This window comes from Lentibacillus songyuanensis (assembly GCF_039548255.1).
GTDB classification, from domain to species: domain Bacteria; phylum Bacillota; class Bacilli; order Bacillales; family Amphibacillaceae; genus Lentibacillus_C; species Lentibacillus_C songyuanensis.
The window spans coordinates 21,350-40,324 of sequence record NZ_JBCLVH010000021.1 but is presented as its reverse complement, the minus strand read 5'-3'; the positions used below and the strand labels follow the sequence as shown (position 1 = coordinate 40,324).

16 protein-coding genes are annotated in these 18,975 nt (G+C 39.6%); 15 read left to right on the top strand and 1 reads right to left on the bottom strand.

The window, feature by feature from the left end; translation table 11 throughout:
* The first annotated feature begins 54 nt into the window (after positions 1–54).
* Positions 55–1,179, top strand: a complete 1,125-nt coding sequence (locus WMZ97_RS17135) for a zinc-dependent alcohol dehydrogenase family protein (protein WP_343273318.1) — start codon at positions 55–57, stop codon at positions 1,177–1,179.
* 442 nt (positions 1,180–1,621) lie between these two features.
* Here WMZ97_RS17135 and WMZ97_RS17130 read toward each other — a convergent pair whose 3' ends face one another.
* Positions 1,622–2,002: a helix-turn-helix domain-containing protein gene (locus tag WMZ97_RS17130; protein ID WP_343273317.1), complete on the bottom strand. Its 381-nt coding sequence runs from the start codon at positions 2,000–2,002 to the stop codon at positions 1,622–1,624.
* Positions 2,003–2,261: 259 nt separating this feature from the next.
* Here WMZ97_RS17130 and argH point away from each other — a divergent pair, with 259 nt between their 5' ends.
* The 14 genes from argH (at position 2,262) to WMZ97_RS17060 (ending at position 18,906) form a co-directional block, all read left to right on the top strand.
* The gene (argH, locus tag WMZ97_RS17125) at positions 2,262–3,737 is read left to right on the top strand and encodes an argininosuccinate lyase (protein ID WP_343273316.1); all 1,476 of its coding nucleotides are present in this window, start codon (positions 2,262–2,264) and stop codon (positions 3,735–3,737) included.
* 20 nt (positions 3,738–3,757) lie between these two features.
* Positions 3,758–4,747, top strand: a complete 990-nt coding sequence (locus WMZ97_RS17120; RefSeq protein ID WP_343273315.1) for a TAXI family TRAP transporter solute-binding subunit — start codon at positions 3,758–3,760, stop codon at positions 4,745–4,747.
* A 33-nt stretch (positions 4,748–4,780) separates the two neighbouring features.
* Positions 4,781–6,715, top strand: a complete 1,935-nt coding sequence (locus WMZ97_RS17115) for a TRAP transporter permease (protein WP_343273314.1) — start codon at positions 4,781–4,783, stop codon at positions 6,713–6,715.
* Positions 6,712–7,794, top strand: coding sequence for an NAD/NADP octopine/nopaline dehydrogenase family protein (locus tag WMZ97_RS17110; RefSeq protein WP_343273313.1), 1,083 nt, complete (start codon positions 6,712–6,714; stop codon positions 7,792–7,794). Before WMZ97_RS17115 ends, WMZ97_RS17110 begins: the two co-directional genes overlap by 4 nt.
* Positions 7,795–7,989: 195 nt before the next feature.
* The gene (locus WMZ97_RS17105; protein WP_343273312.1) at positions 7,990–9,585 is read left to right on the top strand and encodes a PucR family transcriptional regulator; all 1,596 of its coding nucleotides are present in this window, start codon (positions 7,990–7,992) and stop codon (positions 9,583–9,585) included.
* A gap of 153 nt (positions 9,586–9,738) precedes the next feature.
* Positions 9,739–10,380 carry an aspartate/glutamate racemase family protein gene (locus WMZ97_RS17100; protein WP_343273311.1) on the top strand — a complete coding sequence of 214 codons (642 nt, stop codon included), beginning with the start codon at positions 9,739–9,741 and terminating at the stop codon, positions 10,378–10,380.
* A 2-nt stretch (positions 10,381–10,382) separates the two neighbouring features.
* Positions 10,383–11,954: an OPT/YSL family transporter gene (locus WMZ97_RS17095; protein ID WP_343273310.1), complete on the top strand. Its 1,572-nt coding sequence runs from the start codon at positions 10,383–10,385 to the stop codon at positions 11,952–11,954.
* Positions 11,955–11,969: 15 nt separating this feature from the next.
* Positions 11,970–13,019, top strand: a complete 1,050-nt coding sequence (locus tag WMZ97_RS17090) for an S-methyl thiohydantoin desulfurase domain-containing protein (protein WP_343273309.1) — start codon at positions 11,970–11,972, stop codon at positions 13,017–13,019.
* Positions 13,020–13,033: 14 nt separating this feature from the next.
* Positions 13,034–13,978 (top strand): DUF1177 domain-containing protein, encoded by a 945-nt coding sequence (locus WMZ97_RS17085; RefSeq protein ID WP_343273308.1) that lies wholly within the window; start codon positions 13,034–13,036, stop codon positions 13,976–13,978.
* Positions 13,975–14,643, top strand: a complete 669-nt coding sequence (locus tag WMZ97_RS17080; protein WP_343273307.1) for an AroM family protein — start codon at positions 13,975–13,977, stop codon at positions 14,641–14,643. Before WMZ97_RS17085 ends, WMZ97_RS17080 begins: the two co-directional genes overlap by 4 nt.
* A gap of 473 nt (positions 14,644–15,116) precedes the next feature.
* Positions 15,117–16,028, top strand: coding sequence for an aminopeptidase (locus tag WMZ97_RS17075; RefSeq protein ID WP_343273306.1), 912 nt, complete (start codon positions 15,117–15,119; stop codon positions 16,026–16,028).
* A gap of 560 nt (positions 16,029–16,588) precedes the next feature.
* A complete protein-coding gene (locus WMZ97_RS17070) occupies positions 16,589–17,239 on the top strand; it encodes a helix-turn-helix transcriptional regulator (protein ID WP_343273305.1) in 651 nt (216 codons plus the stop codon).
* Between the two features lie 11 nt (positions 17,240–17,250).
* A complete protein-coding gene (locus WMZ97_RS17065) occupies positions 17,251–17,625 on the top strand; it encodes a Rid family detoxifying hydrolase (RefSeq protein ID WP_343273304.1) in 375 nt (124 codons plus the stop codon).
* Between the two features lie 48 nt (positions 17,626–17,673).
* The gene (locus WMZ97_RS17060; protein WP_343273344.1) at positions 17,674–18,906 is read left to right on the top strand and encodes a threonine synthase; all 1,233 of its coding nucleotides are present in this window, start codon (positions 17,674–17,676) and stop codon (positions 18,904–18,906) included.
* Positions 18,907–18,975 lie beyond the last annotated feature (69 nt).

Genomic DNA, 18,975 nt, shown 5'->3' with positions numbered 1-18,975 from the left:
TGGGTTTTACTAAGAAACATTTGACAGTACGACTTATCATGCGAAGGGGATAATATGAAAATCAAATCAGCGGTTTTGAGGGAAATGGGAGCGGAATATCCGTATGCCAAAACCAAACCCATTCATATCGAATCATTGAAACTTGACCCTCCAGGGAGGGAAGAAGTATTAATTCAAATCAAAGCGGCAAGTCTCTGTCATTCAGATTTATCGGTAATCAATGGTAGTAGGCCACGTACTTTACCGATGGCACTAGGACATGAAGCTTCTGGTATTGTAAAAGAAGTCGGGGAGGGAATAACAGATTTGGAGCCAGGAGATCACATTGTATGCGTATTCGTTCCCAGTTGTGGTCATTGTGTTCCCTGTCAGGAAGGACGTCCAGCTTTATGTGAACCAGGCGCCCGTTCAAATGAAGCTGGAACATTGATAAATGGAGACATACGATTACATTCAGAGAAGGAGAGTGTAAATCATCATCTTGGTGTTTCTGCCTTTTCTGATTATACAGTCGTCTCTCGCAATTCCTTAGTTAAGGTCGACAAAGACATACCGTTTGAGCATTTGGCGCTTTTTGGTTGCGCGGTAATTACAGGAATAGGAGCGGTGGTCAATACCGCAAATATTACCCTTGGAAGCACAGTAGCAATTATTGGACTTGGTGGTGTTGGGTTGAGCGCATTGCTTGGTGCTGTTTCAGCGGGCGCCAGTAATATTATTGCGGTTGATTTAAATGAAACAAAATTAATGCAGGCACGGGAATTGGGAGCAACTGATACATTTAATTCAAATGATCCTGATGTTGTGGAAGCTATTCGTCAAGCAACAGAAGGCGGGCTTGATTATGTTTTTGAGACTGCTGGGGCGGTATCTGCCATGGAAGTTGCCTATAGGATAACGAAACGCGGTGGCACAACGGTAACAACCGGTTTGCCACATCCAGACGACCATTTCTCCTTTCCATATGTCAGCTTAACCGTAGAAGAGAAAACATTAAAAGGATCGTACGTCGGTAGCTGTGTGCCGAGTCGCGATATACCAAGGTTTATCAGCCTGTTTAAACAAGGCCGGCTACCGGTTGATAAATTGCATTCTGGTACCATTGCATTAAATGATATTAATGAAGGTTTTGATAAACTGGCAGGAGGAGAAGCATCAAGGATTGTGATTCGAATGTAACTTGGAATCTTGAAGGAAGTAAGTGATATTAAAGATCCCATTCCTGATCTGTAGCATTTCTTGGAGTATTATCACCAGACGGCACCATTAAAACAGTAGATGGAATACTACTAGTAATTATTGCAAGACACATCAACGAAAAGTGTAGATCTTAAAGGTGGATTCCTCATAGGAATGGTTGCGATTTATCCCGCCTTAACGGGCAGTAAGCCCCCACTACAAGATTTTGAGGTGGAGCTAAAAAAAATAAGTGGGGGATAATTGCCCGCAAAGGTCCGATTCTGTTCAACTAACATTCAGTGGTGGAGAAAGGGAAATTCCAACTGAATAAAGTTTCACTTTATAATAGTATGGTGACCTTAGCCTATTTATAAGAACTATTATTCTAACTAATTTTTAAAAACCCCATTGGTGCATCCCAAAGTGCATCACTGGGGCTTTTTCAAATATTGTGTTCCTTCTTAATAAACTCCCAATATCTTTGTAACCGCTCCACATTATCTTCTGGCTGCTTACTGATTTCCTCAAGAAACAACTCTTTCATTTTTCTTATCGCAAGTAACTCCGATTCACTTAATGATAAGTCTTCTGTTACCGAATAATGCACCGAGTGATTTGGTGTATCGATTATACCAAGTAAATAATCCGTAGAAACCTGAAACGTGTTAGCTATCTTTTTTACCGTTTCTAATGAAGGCTCGTTTCTGCCTTGTTCATAATAGCCATAGGCGCTGGTAGTCACATTAAGTGCTTTAGCTATTTCTTCCTGTTTATATCCGTATTCAATACGAAGATCCTTCAATCGTTCGCTAAATATGTACATATCCAGACCCCTTCTTTAACTTCTCTACCGAATTATACAATTAGAAATTGGACAAACCTTCTAAATTCAATTAATTGTTGTAAAATATATTTACAAACAACATTTTGTTGTGTATAATGAATAGCACTAAGTCGAAAGGAGGAAGTAATACTTATTGTTTTTAGTGCTTTATTCATGATTTACAGTGCTGTCCGGAGAGGAGATTGCTAGAAGGTTATGGTGAGAATTAGTTATCAAGTTTAAATCGGGGTGATTAACAATGAGAGAAAGACTAAAGTCTAATTTGTCGGAAAAGGTAATCCAATATTTATTTGCACCTTCTATTAAAGGAGAGTGTAATCGATCTTTTGAAAATATGATGGAGGTCAATAAGGCACATTTAATGATGCTAGTATCAGAGGATATCATTGCGGAAGACGTTGGCTGCAAAATTATGAAAGCGTTAACGGAAATTAGTGAGTCAGGGAGCCGCGATTTAGAGATAGATCCCGGCCTGGAGGATCTTTATTTTAATATTGAAGCTAAGTTGATAGAAAAGGTCGGTGTAGAGATAGGTGGGCAGCTACATACAGGTAGGAGCAGAAACGATTTATACGCTACCGTAACAAGACTTAATAGCCGAAAATCCGTTCTAAAACTTTGTCATTTGGTTTTAGAGCTTCGAGAAACTTTATTAAAGTTAGCAAAGGATAATAAGAAAGTAACTATGTCGGGATATACGCATATGCAGCCAGCAGAACCCATTACATTGGGGCACTATTTTTCAGCCATACTCTATGCGCTGGAAAGGGACTTCTGCCGGTTCATGCGTGCATTCCAAAATACGAATTTGTCACCGCTTGGATCCGGTGCAATGGCATCAACAACTTTTCAGATTGATCGAAAGCGAACGGCGCAATTATTAGGCTTTACAGGTGCATTGGGTAATTCATTAGATGGGATTGCATCACGTGACTACATGCTTGAAATTGTATCGGCGATGAACATTTTTATGAATACACTTAGCAGGCTTAGCTATGACCTATATATCTGGTCAACAGACGAATATTCTCTCGTTGAAGTGGATGATTCAGTTGCTGCTAGCAGCAGTATTATGCCGCAAAAAAAGAATCCGATAACACTCGAGCATATTAAAGGGAAATCCGCCCATGTACTTGGTGCATTAGTATCCATTACCAGTAGTATAAAGAATACACCATATGGACATTCGCGGGATCTCGCTGGGGAAAGTCAAAAGTGTTTTTGGGATGCAATGAATGAAACAGAAGCTTCCCTAGAGATTTTAATTGAAACGATTAAAACAATGAAATTCAATGAAGAAAGAATGTTATCACAAGCAACAAGGAACTTTTCTACTGTAACAGAATTAGCCAATATACTTGTTCGTGAAGCACAAGTCTCATTTAGACAAGCACATCAAATTGTCGGCCAGTTGGTAAATTATCTGCTTGAATCGAAGCTGACAGTTACTGATATCACTCCAGAGTTAATTAAAGATGTGGCTTTTCAAGTGTTAAATTCCGAAATATCAGTACAAGAGGAAGCTATTCAAAAGGCATTAGACCCAGTATTGAATGTAAATTCCAAAAATGCATCTGGAGGGCCAGCCCCACTTGAGGTGGAAAATCAGTTAAAGGCTTTAAAAAACAGGTTAGAGAGAGACACGGAATGGTTTGAAGAGCAAAAAAATGCTATTCATAATCGAAAAGAGTCATTGTTGCAAGCACAAATCTAAAATGAATTGGAGGTAAGTAGATGCGTAAATTGTGGCTGTTTATGTTCATTTGTGTGATGTTAGTTGTTGCAGCGGGATGTTCAGAGAAATCGGATGGCGAGACAAGTGATCCATCAAAACTACTATTAGGAACCTCAAGCCAAGGTGGGACTTATTATGTATGGGGAGGTGGTTGGGCAGACATCATGAAGAAGAATATGCCAGATACGGATATCTCCGTTGAGGTAACTGGTGGTCCAACCTCTAATATCCAACTAATCCAGGGAGGAGATATGGAACTGGGTTTTGTGACTACTTGGTTAGGTGGAGAGGGCTACAATGGGGAAGGCTGGGCGGATGAAAAACAGGATAAGATCAGGAGTATGTTCACCATGTATCCTAGTGTGATGCATATGTACGCCCTACAAGATAGTGGAATTAAGACTATTGACGATTTTGCGGACAAACATGTTAGTACCGGTGCACCAGGGAGTACCAGTGCAGAAGCAGGAGAAGGGTTATTAGACGTTTTAGGGATCAAACCAGATAAGATCAGTGGTTTGCCGACAAATACCGCTGTTGACAATTTGCGTGACGGAACCATTGATGCAGGGTTTGCTGTAACCGGGGTTCCTGGCCCATTTATGCTCGATTTAGAAACGACACATAAAGTCCAGCATATCGGGTTGTCTGATGACCAAATAGAAAAAGCATTAGATAAATATCCATATTGGGATGAAATAACAGTACCTAAAGGAACGTATAAACATCAAGAAGAAGATCTTAACATTATTGCCTTTTGGAATGTGGCCATAGCATCTAAAGATTTATCAGAAGATTTGGTTTACAATTTGACCAAAGCAACGTTTGAACAACAGGAAGATTTACTAACTGTAGACCCGACAGCTAAAGATACCGTAGCGGAAAACATACTTCATACGACAATTCCGTTGCATCCTGGTGCGCTTAAGTATTACGAAGAACAAGGGATTGATATACCGGACGAATTAATCCCGCCAGAAGCCAAGTAGGGCATATTACATGAACCGGAAAGGAGGCATATCATGTCTGAACATAATGATTCAGCATCTTTGTTAGAAAGTAATAGTTCGAAGCGGAATTTAAAAGGATACCAGCTTAAAATATTTATTAGTATAGCCACTTTCATGTCATTGTTTCATATCTATGTCTTAGGGTTTCAACCTGTTACACCATGGCTGCTATACACTGTTCATTTGGGACTGGGAGCTGTATTAGTATTTTTGATGTACCCATTTAGAAAGTCAACGAGTGAGAGTGTTACCATAGTAGACTTGTTACTAATATTGGGCATTGTGTTTGTTGGAACTTATTTAATAGTGGAAATGGACGAGTTGGTCTATCGGATTGGGGTAGCACCGACAGCTTTGGACCTAGTAGTAAGTCTTATTCTCATTATTGTTGTGCTAGAAATAACGAGGAGAACAACAGGTATTATTCTTCCAGTGCTGGCTATTCTGTTTATGTTGTACGCTTATTTTGGTGCTTCTTTTCCTGGTGTTTTAGAGCATCGTGGCTATGATTGGAGCCGGATACTCAGCTATCTTAACAGTATGGATGCAATATTTAGTGTTCCCATTGGTGCTTCTGCCAGTTTTGTATTCTTGTTTATCCTGTTCGGTTCATTTTTGAATGAAACGGGCGGTAGTAAATTCTTTATCAACTTTGCAATAGGCGCAACTGGGAGTAGAAGAGGTGGCCCTGCTAAAGCTGCTGTCCTTTCCAGTGCTTTATTTGGATCGGTATCAGGAAATTCCGTAGCCAATGTGGTAACCACTGGTGTGTTTACTATTCCGTTAATGAAAAAAATCGGCTATCCGTCCAGATATGCTGGAGCTATTGAATCAGTAGCATCAACTGGAGGACAAATCATGCCTCCCATTCTTGGATCGGCAGCTTTTATCATGGCTCAGCTAGTAGGAGTTCCCTATCTTAACGTTGTTGTAGCTTCCATTATTCCTGCTTTGCTTTATTTTGTAACCGCTTTAGTCATCATAGATTTGCAAGCAGCTAAATTGGGATTAAAAGGAATGGATAAGAAGACGCTTCCGAATTTAAAGGAGGTGTTAAAAAAAGAGGGGCATTTATTTATACCATTGCTCGTTCTCATTTTTGTCATGACGGTGTTGAAAGCAAGTCCTATAAAAGCTGCCATATGGGCAATTGTATCAACAATAGTTGTTTCCATTTGGAATAAGCAAACACGATTGGGGATTCGTAAGCTTATTAATAGTCTTGCAAATGGAGCAGAATCGGCACTTGGAATGATTGCTGCTTGTGCTACTGCAGGATTGATCATTGGGGTCTTAAATTTAACAGGCGCAGGGTTAAAGTTCGCAACATTGGTAATCTCCTTTTCTGGAGGACATTTATCCATTGCCTTAGTTTTAACGATGATTGCAACGATTATTCTGGGAATGGGTCTACCAACCACTGCAGCATATCTAATTACTGCGGCAGTGGTTGCACCCGCATTAATACAAATGGGTGTCTCACCGATTGCGGCGCATATGTTTGTTTTTTATTTTGCCTGTTTGTCCGCTTTTACCCCACCTGTAGCATTAGCAGCTTATGCAGCAGCAGGTATTGCTAATGCGAAACCAATGCAGGTTGCTATGACAGCAGTCAAGGTTGGTATCGTTGCATTTATTATTCCATTTGCGTTCGTATATGGACCAGCAATCTTGTTTGAAGGATCTTATCTAGAGATTTTGCTTGCTACCATCACAGCGCTTATCGGTGCCTTTGCCTTAGCAACAGCGGTGGAGGGATGGTTTATTGGGGCCAGAGCAAACATAATTATTAGGATTATCCTCTCCATTGCTTCGTTGCTATTACTTGTGCCTAATTGGTTATCAGATATTGTTGGAATAGCTATGATTTTGATTGCTATCGCTTTTCAGGTTGTTCGTAACAGGAAGTCTACTATTATAGAGGAATCAAGGAGGGAAAGTATATGAAGTTTATGATTATAGGAGCAGGTAATGGCGGTCAGAGTATGGCTGCTCACTTAACTTTTTTAAAACAGGATGTGGTTTTATACGATATTCAGGAAGAGTTAATCAAACAAATCAACCAATATGGAGGAATTAAAGCAGAAGGTGTAATAGAAGGCTATGCCCCTGTAAAGGCGACTACTGATTTGGAGGAAGCTATCGATGGAGCAGATGCGATCATGGTTACCACTACTGGTACCGCGCATAAACATGTGGCCCGTTCGATTGCACCATATGTAAAAGATGGACAAGTCATTATGATTTTTCCAGGATACTGGGGTGCCCTTGAATTTCGAAATGTTTTTAGGGAATTGAATGTAAAGGAAAATGTGTATATCGCAGAAACGGAATCACTTATTTATACCTGTCGATCCATCCGACCAGGTCATGTTCGAATACGAAAGATTAAAGAAAAACTGGAATTTGCCACGTTACCCGCTAATGATGGTCCGAAAGTAAAAGAGCGCTTTAGTGATGTTTACCCACAACTAACATTGACAGACAGTGTTTTGACAACGACATTAGATAACTGCAATCCGATCTTTCATGTGCCAATTACACTATTCAACGCAGGTAGGATCGAATCAGATAATGAGTTTTTCTTTTATCCAGATGGCGCAACTCCCTCCGTTGTTGGTGTAATGGAGAAATTAGAGGAAGAGCGGCTTGCGATTGGTAAAAAACTGGGGATTCAGTTATCAACTTGTCAGGAATTGTTGCATCGTTTTTATCAGGTAAATGAAAAGAGTCTATATGATAGCATTCAAAATAATCCAGCTTATCAAACCGGAAAGGCACCTAATACGTTGGAATACCGTTATATTTATGAAGATATTCCATATGGACTTAACCCGATGGTGAAGCTAGGGAGAGCGTTGGGGCTTTCCATGAATGTTGCGAATCTGCTTATTGATATAGCTTGTTTATTGAGAAATGAAGATTTACGTGGGAATGCACTTGAATTGGCAGATTTAGGATTGGATGGTATGTCGGCGGATGAGGTGGTTGGTTATTTAAAACGTGGTGAGCGGGTTATTCAGTAGTTTGGGATAGGTGTTTATTGGGGAACCGGGATTTTTGTTCTGGTTCTCTTTTTGTTTTTGAATTGATAATATCATCAATTGACGAAATATTAGATATCTGCGATAGTTATGAAGTACTACTTGACTAACTTGTAGCCGGGACTTATAAAGGTTTTTCAAAACAATACAATACTGTTAAAAGGCGAGGCGATTCTCATGCAAGTAAAAGATGCTTTATTAACAGGAAATCTAGCTGAAGGAACGATTATTGCAGGTCAAGAAGGACTTTCGCGGGTTATCCGGTCCATTGAAGTGATGGAAGTTCCGGAAGTGGTAAGCTGGGTAACGCCTGGTATCTTAGTAATGACTACATTTTATTCAGTTAAAGAGGAACCGTTAAAACAAATTAATATTGTGCAGACATTAATCGATAAAAATGCAGCGGGAATTGTTGTTAAACTTGGAAGGTTCGTCGATGTTATACCCGAAGAAATATTGACACTTGCAAATGAGAATGCTTTTCCAATCATTACACTACCCAAGCATATTTCCTATATTAATGTGTTAACACCGCTTTATGAAAGATTATATAAAGAGAAACAAATTGAGGAAGAAAATTCTCATAATCCATTTTCGGCATTGGAAGAAACAAATATATCAACGGTGTCTGATGCGGTTGAAAAATTATCTCAAATTGCAGGCTCATCCGTTTATATTGAGGATTCGGAAGGTAGGCTGTTATACGTATCGAACGATTTTCATGCTGATGGTTGGCGAAAATCAACATCGCTGTTCTCGAAACCCTCTTATTTATCCTATCACAAATTGTTAGAAATGTGGCGGATGGAGTTTCTTGAAAAAGGTCATTCCATATTTAAGATACAAGGTTTTCGTGATCGATTGGTTCTACCTCTAATTACGAGAGGAAAAGTTTTTGCTGTTGTTCATATATTATATACCGGTCAATCACGGGTGAATGAGATAGCTGCTGCACATACGAAGCGTGTAAGCAGTAAATTAGGTGAACTTTTTATGAGCGAACAGTTGTATCTGCAAAAGAAACGTCTTGATGATATCAAGCAAATGGAGAGGTTCTTGAATAATGTTGAGAAGCAAAATAATAAAAGGGTTATATCGATTTTTCATTTTCATGCAAATTGGCTGGAGATGCCTTTTTCTCCATCCCTTTATGTCATTGATCATTCCTGTTTTATTAGAAAGACGATCAATCATTTAATCGATAAACTTACTGACAGCGAAATAATCGTGTTTGAAAAGTATCATAATTTTTATGCACTCGTGTCTTGTTCTCGTACTCATTATTCCGAATTGCTAAGGAAATTAAATGAGATAGTCGACCAGCATAATACACGGAATCCTGCTGATCAGCTTAAGGTAGCAATTAACTCTGGAATAAAGGATGCCAAATTATTAGAAGACTCCATCCATTCCGTTACTAAAATTATGGAAATCGGTTGTAAAGTAAGGCCGATGGAAAATATTTATACGCATGATCAGTTAGGTATTTATGAAATTCTTATTAAATTGACTGCTGATCCATTTGTACAGAATTATACGGAAAACGTGCTGCATCCACTTTTACAAACACAAAACGGTGAGCTAATAAAAACACTCCAAGTATATTTAAATGAAAATGGGAATGTGTCAAAAACAGCTGAAATATTATTTGTCCATCGACGAACGTTGACGTATAGACTTCAGAAGATCCATAAACTAATAAATATGGATCTGAATGATGCGAAGAATCGCTTCATTTTACGTTTTTGTCTCATGATAATAGATTTATCTTAAAGGCGGTAATCCCGTCTTTTTTTTATGTAAAAAGTTGAAGTCAATTAAGTGAAAATTAAATGTGGGAATTTTTTAGGTAGTGTTGTTTCTCACATTTTACATTTCAGGGAATTGTTAAAACATTTATAATCCTTGGAAAGGGGTGAAAGTGATATGTTAGGTATTATTCGGGTTTTGACGACAAAGCAAGAAACTATTTTACAAGAGCATGGAAAAAGGATGAAGGAAATATTTCAGATCGATTCCATAACCAAGTGTATTCCTGATCAGCCAAATGGGATATACAGCGATGAATCAGAAATTCTTGCAAATCCAAAAATTGTAAGATTAGCGCAACAAATGGCTCAAGATGAACAAATAGATGCGATTACGATAAGCTGTGCAGCGGATCCAGCTCTGGATGAAGCAAATGAAGCAGTAGATATTCCGGTTTTAGGAGCTGGGGTTTGTGGAGCACACGCTGCATGTATGGTTGGAAACCATGTGGGAATCATTGGAATTACCGAAGAACCTCCAGCGCGAATGAAAAATGAGTTGGGTGAAAGATTTCACTCCTATACCTTTTCGCCAAAACTTAGGAAGACAACTGATTTGTTTTCAGACAAGGCTAAAACGGAATTATTACAAGTGGTTAACAATACGATACAATCTGGTGCGGATGTTATTTTGTTTGCCTGTACAGGTTTTTCAACGATACGTCTGAAAGACTATTTCGTACAGCATATTGACGTACCTGTGATTGACTTGGTGGAGGCCCAAGGAATAGCGTACCAACTGATTGGAAAGGGTGAATGAGCATGAATAAAACAAAGACATTCGATATCCCATTTGTGCTTTTTTCGATCTTAATTGCGATATTTGGAGCAATTATTGGAATGCAGCTCATCACATCGCTTGGGATTACCCCAAATACATCGATCATCGGGGCACTCGTTGCAATGTTAATTGCTCGGATTCCAATGCAAATGTTTTATAAATATCGATCACTAGAAAGTCAGAACCTTGTCCAGACAACGATTTCAGCTGCGACATTTGGGGCGGCAAATAGTTTATTGATTCCAGTAGGATTGCCTTATGTCATGGGCATGCCGGAGTTAATTATTCCTATGCTGATTGGTGCTGGTGTGGCACTGCTTATCGACGTATTTGTGCTTTATAAAGTATTTGATTCAAAATTGTTTGCTGCGAGCGAAACATGGCCATCAGGTGTTGCGACAGCAGAAGCAATCAAAGCAGGTGACGAAGGTGGAAAGAAAGCAAAATATTTAGGTCTCGGAATTGCTGGAGGTTTGATTGGCTCACATTTTGGGATTTCCATGTCCGCCTTTGGGGTTGCGTTTATCGGAAATATTTGGGCGTTAGCCATGTTTGGTGTGGGCTTGTTATTGCGTGGTTATGACATCCAATTGTTTGGTGTTGATTTAGATGGTTATTATATTCCCCATGGAATGATGATCGGTGCCGGTTTAGTCGCGGTATTACAATTTATTTATACACTGTGGAAGTCAAAAAAAGAAAAGACTGCTGAAAATGATGTTAAAGACACACAAACTCGTTCAGATCAGGATATAAAAAAAGGCTTTGGTCTTGGATATGTCCTCTATGTATTAGGTGCATTAGTTGTTGCGATCATCGGCGGGATCTTTGGAGATATGAGTTTCGTACAAATTATTTTATTTGTTGTATTTGCTGCCTTTGCAGCGCTTGTAAGTGAAATTATTGTTGGGATTGCAGCGATGCACTCTGGTTGGTTTCCAGCATTTGCGGTTACGTTGATTTCTTTGTTACTTGGAATGATGCTTGGATTCCCTCCGATTGCACTGGCTTTACTAGTTGGATACACCGCAGCAACTGGACCGGCCTTTGCCGATTTGGGATACGACTTTAAAGCAGGATTTATTTTGCGTAAAGGTGCGAGTGCGACTTCCCAACAAGAATTATATGGGCGCAGAATGCAGTTGAAAAGTTCGTTAATTGGTTTTGGTGTTGCGATTGTCATGGTGGTATTGTTTGCGAACCACTTTTTCGCCCAGGATTTAATACCGCCAGTAGATAAAGTATACGCTACAACGATTGAATCCGGCTTAACAGGAAATGTAGGGATGCTTCTATTGTTATGGGCAATCCCGGGAGCCGTTATCCAATTGATTGGTGGGCCAAAACGGCAAATGGGTATTCTGCTTGCTACCGGGTTACTCATAGTTAATCCAATAGCTGGTTGGGCAGTAATTGCTGGGATTATCATTCGTGCTGTAATTCTTAAGGTGAAGGGGCCAGAAGCTGAAAATGCGATGTTTACGACTGCTGCAGGATTTATTGCCGGTGATGCGATTTATAGCTTCTTTTCATCCATTTGGAAAGCAAAATAATAGGGGGGGAACAAAATGTCTAGAAAGCTTCTAACATTAGAAGATGCGAAAAAAGCGGTTTATGGTGGTTGTATTTTGGGTGGTGGCGGTGGTGGCTGGATCGAAGAAGGTCTCCAGAAGTCAGAAGAAGCGTTTACGATAGGAAATCCGGAATTATTATCAATTGATGAGTTACAAGATGACGATTATGTCGCTAGTGTTTCTTTAGTTGGTGCACCGTCCGCTAAGTTTGCCTATATTGATGCTGAGCAATTGACGTCAACTATAAAACAAATGCAAAAGGAATTTGGTCAACCTCTTAGAGCATTGATGACCAATGAAAATGGTGCGGCAACAACGGTAAATGGGTGGCTACAGGCTGCGGCAACTGGTCTGCCTTTTTTAGATGCACCATGTAATGGAAGAGCTCACCCAACAGGTTCGATGGGTTCCATGAATCTATCAGAAGTAGAAGATTATGAATCCATCCAAACCTTCGCAGGTGGAAAAGGAAGTAAAAAAGTAAAGGGATCGGTTACAGCTTCTCTTGATCTTTCCTCTAGTGCTGTGCGATCCGTTTCGGTCCAAGCTGGAGGAATAGTTGGTGTTTGTAGAAATCCGATTGATATAGGTTATGTTAAAAAGAACGCCGCTGTTGGTGGAATTACACAGGCCATTGAATTAGGAGAAGTATTTCTCTCTGTCCCTGAAGGCCCGGAACGTATTGAAGCTGTTACTTCTCATTTAAAAGGAAGAGTTATCCATTCAGGGAAAGTGAGTCATTTTGAGTTGAATGAAACAGGCGGCTTTGATGTTGGGACGGTGGTCATTGGCGATTTAGAACTAACTTTCTGGAATGAGTACATGACCGTGGAGATGCATGGTGAACGCAAAGGAACATTTCCTGATTTAATTATGACGTTTGATGCTGAAACAGGGAAACCGCTTGTTAGTGCAGAGATTAAAAAAGGCATTAAAATAGCTGTTATTTCTGTACCTAAGGAAAATTTAAAATTAAGCTCCACAATGTTTAATGAAACATTGTTGAAAGCAATTGAACCAATTATCCAAAAGAAAATTAATTAAGGGGATGAAGAAAAATGTCTTTAAAGTATACGATGGAAGTAATGGAAGTTCTTGATGATATCAAAGCTAGCGGGAAAAGCGTCGTAGATCTATTTGATAAATTTGAGCACTGTGAAGCGACGTATGAAACGGTTCATGGGGAAGAAGGATCGACCGATTTTGTGAAAATTATTGTTAAAGGAACGGAAGGTAAACTTTCTGGCGGCAATGCACCTTCACTTGGAATTGTAGGTCGACTTGGAGGATTAGGCGCTCGTCCAAATCGAATTGGTTTTGTATCTGATGGTGATGGTGCAGCAGCAGCAGTAACTACGGCGCTGAAATTAGCGAATATGTCCGTGAAAGGTGACCGTTTGCCGGGTGATGTTTATATCACTACACATATTTGTCCAACTGCTCCTACACAGGCTCATGAACCAGTTGATTTTATGGGGTCGCCGGTTGATATTTTAACCATGAACAAATATGAAGTGTTTCCGGAAATGGATGCCGTTATATCCATTGACACAACCAAGGGGAATCGTGTATTTAATCATCGTGGTATTGCTTTGTCTCCAACAGTAAAATCAGGCTACGTTCTTAAATTTTGTGATGATTTAGTACGTATTATGGAAATGACAACAGGAGAGTTACCAGTTACTTTCGCGGTTACGACACAAGATATCACGCCGTATGGTAATGATGTTTACCATGTGAATAGTATTTTACAACCAGCTGTGGCAACGGACGCACCCGTTGTAGGTGTGGCTATTACAACGCAATCAGCGGTTCCGGGATGTGGTACTGGTGCAAGCCATGAAGTAGATGTCGCTCAAGCGGTACGCTTTAGTATAGAAGCAGCTAAAGAATTTACCCAGGGGCAATTTGAATTTTATGATGAGAAGGAATTTAATCATCTTGAAGAACTATATGGTTCGATGCGGCATTTACAGACATTAGGAAAGGATAGTCATGAATGAATAAAGGTATTGTAGGTGTATTAACAATTGGTCAATCCCCAAGGAAGGATGTAACGCCCTCAATACAGTCTATTTTAGGGTCAGAAGTTGTAATCAAGGAAAGTGGTGGACTGGACAGCGTCACTGAGGGGAATATGCATGAAATTCTCCCTAGTAATTCAGATACAACCTATATTTCAAGATTAAGAAATGGCGAATCAACGAAAATAGGAAAGAGTAAGCTACTTCCTTTATTACAGAATGAACTGTCGAAATTAGAGGAAAAAGTAGATGTTGTGATTATGTTATGTACGGGAGACTTCCCAACACTGAGAGTAAATAAACCTATCCTGTATCCAGATCGCGTACTGAATCATACAATGAAGGCAATTATGATGTCGGGTTCGTTAGGGTTGGTCATCCCACTTGAGGAACAGAGACATTCTCTTGTGGAAAAGTGGAAAGATCAAGATTTAGAGCTACTCATCGAGGTTGCTTCACCTTATGAGGAAAGTGATGTTGCTGGTGCAGCTCGGGCGTTAAAAGCTAATGGTGCAGATATCATTGTTCTTGATTGTATGGGATTTAACGAACAGCATAAACAAGATGCCATTAAAGGAAGCGGGTTACCGGTTATTTTGCCACGGACGTTGGTTGCTCGGATTGCCAAGGAGTATGTTGGTTAGGTAAGGTTGAATATCTGCTTATGGGCGAAATAGATGTATGATGAGGGTGTTTGTATAGGGGAGGGCTAATGCTGGCTCTTGATGATGATTGGTTCGGTGGGACGGTATTTCTGCCCTCCTTGTTACTTTCATATTCTTAGGAGTATGGTCTATTATTGGATCTGAAAAGGCAACCATCGCGGAATAATTACATAGTGAATCATTGACTGCTTTAGCCATCTTTTTAGGTGGTTTATCCCGCCTTAACGGGCAGTAAGCCCCCCCACTTCAAGATTTTGAGGTAAAATTAAAAAAGATAAGTGGGGGTCAACTGCCCATAAAGGACCGATTCTGTTCAACTAACATTCAGTGGGGGAAAGGGCCCCCCATTGAATGAAGTTTCACTTTATTGGCAGTTAATCGCTGGAACCAGAATTTTAGTTACGTTATATTTGATTGCAGGTGTATACTAAAAAAGGAAAGGGGAGCATAACATGAGTGATATACAAACTATTGTTAGGAACACTATGAAAAATAATTTTTTTGTAGAAAAAAGTGTAGCTATCCTTGTTATTACTGACAAGAGTACGGAGAAGTTAGCTGAAAAATTTAAAAATGCATTAGCTGCTGAAGAATGGAATGTCGATTTTCACGTGATGGAGGATCGAACAAAATCCGGTGAAGAACCACCCACGGAAACTGCTGAAAAAATGCTGCAGTATAATCTCGTTTTCTGCTTAACTAAGCATTCTTTAACACACACAGTAGCCCGTAAAAAAGCGAATGCAAAAGGCATTAGTGTGATCACCATGCCTGGAATTACAGAGGATATGTTGTTACATGGAGCGATGAGTGCGGATTATAGTATTGTAGAAAAGGAAACCAATGAAATGACGGTGAAATTAACTGAAATGAATCAGGTTACCATAGTTACAGGAGATGGTCATAAATTAACGATTCCAATTGAGGGAAGAGATGGCGTTGCGAGTACAGGTGTATTTCGGGGTGAAGCGGCATCAGGCAACCTTCCTTCTGGGGAAGCATTTATTGCTCCATTAGAAAGTCGCGCGAATGGAGAAATTGAAATCAATGGTTCTATTGCCGGAATCGGATTGCTGGATGAGCGAGTACTTTTGACTGTGGAACAGGGTCGGTTGGTTGATGCGACTGGCGAAGTTGGCAAGCGACTATTGGAATTACTTGGTGATGGTGACGGAAGACTTCTAGGCGAATTAGGCATTGGTACGAATTATGCTGCTCGATTAACCGGCAAGATATTAGAGGACGAAAAGGCTTATGATACGATACATGTTGCATTTGGTTCGAACCATACATTTGGCGGTAGGATTAAAGCGGATGTGCATATTGATTGTGTAACGAAAGATCCTCGTTTGGAGTGGGAATAGAGGAATGGAAAGGATCTTGAAGAGGCTGTTTTTCAGGGGACTAGTGTGGATAGAATGATATGAAGGATCTGTGCATGGTGCACGGATTCTTTTTTATTGGTTTTAATACTTATTTATCCCAGTCTTAATGGGCAGTAAGACGTCCACTTCAAGATTTTGAGATGAGGCCAAAAAAGATAAATGGGAGTCAACTGTCTGTAAAGGTTTGATTCTGTTCGTACTTGTACGGTGCAGGTGAAAAAGGCGTTGCAACTCAGATGTTGCGAATCTAGCCTTTGTTCTTCTATTCAGTGTGGGGGAAGGAATCCCCGACTGAATGAGTTTTCCTTTATCATATTGGTTAAAATTCGAAGTTCATAGGGGGAATAAATACTCGCAAAAAGAGTATGACAACAGGCCTGATAAATGCTCCAGCCGGTCGATCACTTTTATACGTCATTCATATTTACAATATTTTTTTAGTAATTAAAATTTTGTTGTAATTCCAAAAAACATGTGTTATCATTTTACTCAGTTATAATTAACAGAATAAATAAACAGCGGAATTAGGAGTAATCACAATGAAAAATGAAAATCAACTAGTTTTTGACCATGCCATACGAACTGCGAATATTTTAGTGGAGATGTTTGGTTCAAATTGCGAAGTCGCGGTACATGATTTTAGTAACTTGGAAAAATCTTTAATTCATCTAGCCGGGACATTGACGGATCGGGAAATTGGTTCTCCAATTACTGACCTTGTATTGGAACAATTGCGCAGTGAAAATGTAACCGATTTCGCCAATTATAAAACTACTTCTAACAAAGGTTTGGTTATGAAGTCTTCCACTGTTTTTTTAAAGAATAATCAAGGTGAGGTTATTGGTGCCCTATGCATCAATATAAATATAAGCTTACTCGTCCAGGTTGGAGGTGAAATTCAAGATTTTATAAGCTTTAATGATGAAGAACAAAGTAAGGAGAGCTTTCATACAGATGTTCATGATGTTATTGAATCAATGACTAAGCAAGCATTACAAAAGTATCACAAGACGCCGACACTTTTAGACACGGAAGAGAAAATAGAGGTTGTAAGGGAATTAGAGTCAAAAGGGGCATTTTTGATAAAAGGCGCCACAGAATATTCTGCTAGTGTTTTGGGAGTATCTAAATTCACTATTTACAACTATTTACAAAAGATACGAACGGAAACAAATTTTAATTATAATTAGGAGATGGTTAATTGTTTACTAAAGTTCATACAGATAATGCCCCTGCTGCCGTGGGAGCTTATTCTCAGGCCGTAGAAAGAAATAATATCGTGTTTGTTTCAGGTCAGTTACCTTTAGACGCTCAAACAAATGAGATGAAAGCAAATGTGGTTGAACAGGCGGAACAGTCACTAAGGAATATTGAAGCAATACTAAAAGAAACGGGACTTTCGCTTGAAAATGTAGTAAAGAATACCATATTCCTGACTTCTATGGAAAAAGCAGCAGAAATTAATGAGGTATACGCTCGTTTTTTTGGCGAATTTAAACCTGCAAGAGCGATGGTGGGAGTTAAAGAATTACCTAAGAATGCATTAATAGAAATCGAATCAATTGCAATACGATAATTCAACTTGCTGGAAACATTACTAAATAAGAAACTTAGGAGGATTAAAATGACATATAGCTATGTATCTCATTTATATTGCCCAAAGTGTGAGCGTACTTATAGTTCTGAAGAGAAAAATCAATTATGTGAATGTGGAGCACCGCTGCTCGTTGCTTATAAGATGAATGAACTTAAAGAAGCGTTTAAACCTGAAAGTCTGGTAGAACGTGAACCAAATTTGTGGCGTTATCATGAGCTGTTGCCAGTAGAAGATCCACAAAATGTAGTCACGCTGGGTGAAGGAATGACACCAATGTTACGTATGAATAGGGTGGGAGAACATATGGGAATTCCCAACCTTTTCATGAAGGATGAAGGTTTAATTCCATCAGGCTCGTTTAAATCAAGAGGAGCAGCTGTAGGTGTGTCAAAAGCAAAAGAAGTAGGTATAGAAGAATTAGCAATGCCTACTAATGGAAATGCCGGAGCAGCTTGGTCATTATATTGCGCACGGGCAAATATTACGTCCACTATTGTAATGCCTATTGATGCACCGGCAATTACTAGAAAAGAATGTGTTGCAGCAGGGGCTGATCTGTATCTTGTAAATGGATTAATTGGTGATGCGGGAAAAATTGTTGGTCAAGCAGTGAAAGACTACAATCTATTTGATGCGTCCACCCTAAAGGAACCCTATCGTATTGAGGGTAAGAAGACGATGGGGCTTGAAATCGCCGAACAATTTGAATGGGAGGTCCCTGATGTTATTCTTTACCCGACCGGTGGGGGTGTTGGGCTAATAGGGATTTATAAAGCCCTTCGCGAGCTGCAAGAATTAGGATGGATAGCAGAAGAAAAAATGCCCAGGCTGGTAGCTGTACAATCTGAGGGATGCGCCCCAATTGTAAAAGCGTGGGAGGAAGGCAAAACAAGTGCGGACCCGTGGGAAAATGCTTCTACTGTTGCGTTTGGTATCAATGTAGCTAAGGCTCTGGGTGATTTCTTAATCTTAGATGGGATTAGAAAAACAAATGGCTGTGCAATCTCAGTAAGTGATGATGCAATTCTAGAAGAATTGAAGTTTGTAGCAACGAATGAAGGTTCCTTTGTTTGTCCTGAAGGCGCTGCTGCATTTGCAGCCGCAAGAAAGTTACGGGAACAAGATTGGATTAAAAGTAATGAACGGGTAGTGGTATTGAACACGGGTGCTGGAATTAAGTACCCAAATACAATTGAAGTTGATGCACCTATTTTGCAAAAAGATGAAAAAATTGTTAGAGATCCCACTATTAAATTGTAACAAAGGATTTTAATGTTGGTATCCTCCCTATTTTTAGAGAGGATACCTATAAAAAGTAACATGATGTTA

Bases quoted from the DNA above. Each gene is read 5' to 3' on its own strand.
- WMZ97_RS17085 (WP_343273308.1), top strand. From the start codon at position 13,034: ATGTCTTTAAAGTATACGATGGAAGTAATGGAAGTTCTTGATGATATC.
- argH (WP_343273316.1), top strand. From the start codon at position 2,262: ATGAGAGAAAGACTAAAGTCTAATTTGTCGGAAAAGGTAATCCAATAT.
- WMZ97_RS17100 (WP_343273311.1), top strand. From the start codon at position 9,739: ATGTTAGGTATTATTCGGGTTTTGACGACAAAGCAAGAAACTATTTTA.
- WMZ97_RS17135 (WP_343273318.1), top strand. From the start codon at position 55: ATGAAAATCAAATCAGCGGTTTTGAGGGAAATGGGAGCGGAATATCCG.
- WMZ97_RS17095 (WP_343273310.1), top strand. From the start codon at position 10,383: ATGAATAAAACAAAGACATTCGATATCCCATTTGTGCTTTTTTCGATC.
- WMZ97_RS17080 (WP_343273307.1), top strand. From the start codon at position 13,975: ATGAATAAAGGTATTGTAGGTGTATTAACAATTGGTCAATCCCCAAGG.
- WMZ97_RS17105 (WP_343273312.1), top strand. From the start codon at position 7,990: ATGCAAGTAAAAGATGCTTTATTAACAGGAAATCTAGCTGAAGGAACG.
- WMZ97_RS17110 (WP_343273313.1), top strand. From the start codon at position 6,712: ATGAAGTTTATGATTATAGGAGCAGGTAATGGCGGTCAGAGTATGGCT.
- WMZ97_RS17120 (WP_343273315.1), top strand. From the start codon at position 3,758: ATGCGTAAATTGTGGCTGTTTATGTTCATTTGTGTGATGTTAGTTGTT.
- WMZ97_RS17090 (WP_343273309.1), top strand. From the start codon at position 11,970: ATGTCTAGAAAGCTTCTAACATTAGAAGATGCGAAAAAAGCGGTTTAT.
- WMZ97_RS17130 (WP_343273317.1), bottom strand. From the start codon at position 2,002: ATGTACATATTTAGCGAACGATTGAAGGATCTTCGTATTGAATACGGA.
- WMZ97_RS17115 (WP_343273314.1), top strand. From the start codon at position 4,781: ATGTCTGAACATAATGATTCAGCATCTTTGTTAGAAAGTAATAGTTCG.
- WMZ97_RS17070 (WP_343273305.1), top strand. From the start codon at position 16,589: ATGAAAAATGAAAATCAACTAGTTTTTGACCATGCCATACGAACTGCG.
- WMZ97_RS17060 (WP_343273344.1), top strand. From the start codon at position 17,674: ATGACATATAGCTATGTATCTCATTTATATTGCCCAAAGTGTGAGCGT.
- WMZ97_RS17075 (WP_343273306.1), top strand. From the start codon at position 15,117: ATGAGTGATATACAAACTATTGTTAGGAACACTATGAAAAATAATTTT.